The 3,285-nt window shown below is 77.4% G+C and carries 4 protein-coding genes and 1 pseudogene; all 5 read left to right on the forward strand.

Translation table 11 applies throughout. The annotated features are described in order from the left end of the window. Nucleotides 1–653: 653 nt before the first annotated feature. Nucleotides 654–1,085: a division/cell wall cluster transcriptional repressor MraZ gene (gene mraZ / locus ACYVO2_RS37140; protein WP_461012543.1), complete on the forward strand. Its 432-nt coding sequence runs from the start codon at nt 654–656 to the stop codon at nt 1,083–1,085. A gap of 279 nt (nt 1,086–1,364) precedes the next feature. After that, nucleotides 1,365–2,327 carry a 16S rRNA (cytosine(1402)-N(4))-methyltransferase RsmH gene (gene rsmH, locus ACYVO2_RS37145; protein ID WP_461012544.1) on the forward strand — a complete coding sequence of 321 codons (963 nt, stop codon included), beginning with the start codon at nt 1,365–1,367 and terminating at the stop codon, nt 2,325–2,327. After that, nucleotides 2,324–2,446, forward strand: a complete 123-nt coding sequence (locus tag ACYVO2_RS37150; RefSeq protein ID WP_461012545.1) for a hypothetical protein — start codon at nt 2,324–2,326, stop codon at nt 2,444–2,446. Before rsmH ends, ACYVO2_RS37150 begins: the two co-directional genes overlap by 4 nt. After that, nucleotides 2,443–3,045: a septum formation initiator family protein gene (locus ACYVO2_RS37155; RefSeq protein ID WP_461012546.1), complete on the forward strand. Its 603-nt coding sequence runs from the start codon at nt 2,443–2,445 to the stop codon at nt 3,043–3,045. The genes ACYVO2_RS37150 and ACYVO2_RS37155 overlap by 4 nt, the downstream gene beginning before the upstream one ends. Nucleotides 3,046–3,054: 9 nt before the next feature. Next, a pseudogene (locus ACYVO2_RS37160) lies at nt 3,055–3,285 on the forward strand (hypothetical protein); the annotation flags it as partial.

A 3,285-nucleotide genomic window follows, 5' to 3' on the forward strand; every position in this document is an offset into this window, starting at 1 on the left:
GAAGGGCTCCGCGCGCGCGGAGCCCTTCGCCGGCGGCGCGGGAGGTATCGGCATGCCTCAAAGGTAGCCGTCGGCGGCGCGCGGGCCGCGCCGTGAGGAAGGGCATACCGGTCAACCGGGCGGTGCAGTGAGGCACGCCACATCCCGCGGCGGTGTGTCGCCGTCCTCGGCCGCGGGTTGCGCCGTTCAGGTGAATGGGGGGTGAAGACCCGGCGCGCGTCGGTCGCGCGGCGCCGCGGTCGCGGTCTGCTTGTCCGGCGCGACCGCTCTGGCCTGCTGCTTTATCACCCGAGTGAGCCATCGGAAGCCGTCGCCTTCGGTTGACGGTGGGGCGCGGTGGAGTAAAGTGGCGCGAAGTGGGAGGCCCGGTGAGAAGTCCCCGCCGGGTGGCCCGCGCCCGGACGCGTCCGCCCGTCCCCGCGCCCCCGAGGGCTCGGGCCGGAGCCGGACGCCCCGCCCGGACGGGCTCCGCCGGGGCCCGCCGCCGCGCCGGGACCGCCGCGCCGGGACCGCCGGGGCGCGACCGGCCGCACCACCCGCCCCGCACCAGCCCGCCCCGCACGAAGACCAGCACCACGAAGACCCGCGCCACCGAGACCCGCACCACCGCACGACCCGCCGTCCTCGCCCCCTATCCGCCGCCGGAGGTGCCAGTGTTCCTGGGGACCTACGAGCCGCGGCTGGACGACAAGTGCCGCCTGGTGCTGCCCGCGAAGTTCCGGGAGCAGCTCGCCGACGGCCTGGTCATCACCAAGGGGCAGGAGCGCTGCCTGTACGTGTGGCCGGTCGCCGAGTTCCGCGCGGTGACCGAGCGGCTCGGCCAGGCCCCCGTGACGCAGAAGCCGGTCCGCGACTACATGCGGGTGCTGTTCGCCGGGGCCAGCGACGAGGTGCCGGACCGGCAGGGCCGGATCATCGTCCCGCCCGCCCTGCGCGAGTACGCGGGGCTGCGCCGCGACTGCACCGTCATCGGCGCCAACACCCGCGTCGAGGTGTGGGACTCCACCGCCTGGCGGCAGTACCTCGCCGCCCAGGACGAGACGTTCGCGGAGCTGTCGCAGGAGGTGCTTCCCGGACTACTGTGACCGGCCCCGGGCCGCCTCCCTGCACGGCCGGTACGTGACGCTCGGCCTCCTCCCGCTCACCCGCCCGCTGGCACACCTTCCCCGGTGCCAGAGGGCCACTTCCCCATCATGAGCGGGCGGGGACCCAGGGTTACGTCCCGCACCGGGAGCCGCCCGGACCCGCCCGGGTGCCACGGCACCGGCGGGGCACGTTCGGAAAGGGCATCAAGTGACATCCCCCAGCACCGCGTTCCCCGCGCCCCGGCACCCGCAGGGGCCCCGCTCCGGAGGGTGGGAGGGGTGCTGACCGTGCCCGCGCACGTACCGGTCATGCTCGACCGCTGCCTGGACCTGCTCGCCCCGGCGCTGGCCGCTCCCGGCGCCGTCGTGGTGGACGCCACCCTCGGCCTCGGCGGCCACAGCGAGGCGCTGCTCACCCGCTTCCCCGGGGCGCGGCTCGTCGCGCTGGACCGGGACACCGACGCGCTCGGGCTGGCCGGGCGGCGGCTCGCCCCGTTCGGGGAGCGGGCCACGCTGGTGCACGCCGTCTACGACGAGCTGCCCCGCGTGCTGGACCGCCTGGGCGTCGACCGCGTCCAGGGCGTGCTGTTCGACCTCGGCGTCTCCTCCATGCAGTTGGACGAGGAGGAGCGCGGCTTCGCCTACGCCCGCGACGCGCCGCTGGACATGCGGATGGACCAGACGACCGGGATCAGCGCCGCCGAGGTGCTCAACACCTACCCGCCCGGCGAGCTGGTGCGGATCCTGCGCGCCTACGGCGAGGAGAAGAACGCCCGCCGGATCGTGGAGGCCGTGGTGCGCGAGCGGCAGCGCGAGCCGTTCACCACCAGCGCGCGCCTGGTGGACCTGATCCGCTCCGCGCTCCCGCAGGCCGCCAAGCGCACCGGCGGCAACCCCGCCAAGCGCACCTTCCAGGCGCTGCGCATCGAGGTGAACCAGGAGCTCGCCGTGCTGGAGCGGGCGATCCCGGCCGGGGTCGACGCCCTCGCCGTCGGCGGGCGCATCGTCGTGCTGTCGTACCACTCCCTGGAGGACCGGCTGGTCAAGCAGGTCCTCGCCGCGGGAGCCGCCTCCACCGCGCCGCCCGGGCTCCCCTTCGTCCCCGAGCAGTACCAGCCCCGGCTGAAGCTGCTCACCCGGGGCGGCGCCGAGCTGCCCACGGAGCGGGAGGTCGCCGAGAACAGCAGGGCCGCGCCCGCCAGGCTCCGCGCGGCGCAGCGCGTCCGCGAGGACGCCTCGTGACGGGGCCGACCGTGACGGTGCCGCATGCGACGGTGCCGCATGCGACGGTGCCGCATGCGAGCGGGCCGGACGCGACGGGACCGACGGTGACGGCGCAGAACGTGACGGAGCTGACGTGACGCAACCAAGGACCACCCCCGCGGCGGCGGGCCACGGCCCCGCCGGCAGGAGGAACGGGCGGCTGGGCCGCCTGCTGCCCTCGGGCACCACCAGCGCGGCGCGCACGCCGTTCGTGCTGCTCATCGTGGTGCTGCTGGCCTCCGGCCTGATCGGCCTGCTGGTGCTGAACTCCGCGGTCAACCAGGGCTCGTTCCAGCTCAGCCGGCTGGAGAAGGAGACCAGGCAGCTCACCGACGAGGAGCAGGCGCTCCAGCAGGAGGTGGACGAGCACTCCGACCCCGGGGCGCTCGCCGAGCGGGCCAGGGAGCTGGGCATGGTGCCCGGCGGCAACCCCGCGTTCCTCACCCCCGAGGGCGACGTCAAGGGCGTGCCCGGCCACTCGGCCTCGGCGAGCCCGGCCGCCGCGCTGTCCACGTTCGTGCCCCGGCCGCCCTCCGCCGCGCCCTCGCCACGCACCGGGGCGCCCGCCGCCCAGCCCGTCACCGCCGGGCCCGCGGGCCCGCCCTCCGCCGCCCCGTCCACGGCCGGCCCCGCCCCGGCCCGGGCCGCGAACGCCGGGCCCGCCCCCGTCCCCGCGCCCCTGCCCTCGGAGCGGTGAGGAGCGGACGTGGACGACTCCCGAGTGCCCCGCCCCCCGCGCCCCGGCCGCCGCCCCTCCGCCGACGCGCCGCGCGCCGGGGCGTCCGCGCGCGGCGGCTCCGGCCGCGTGCCCCCGTCCGGCCGCCCCGCCCCCTCCGGCGGCGGCGCCTCTCCCGGCCGCCCGGCTTCCTCCTCCGGCCGCCCGGCCTCGCCAGGCGGCCCCGCCCCCCGCCGCGCCCCCGACCCGCGGCCCCGCCCC

This window comes from Streptomyces capparidis (genome assembly GCF_054782095.1).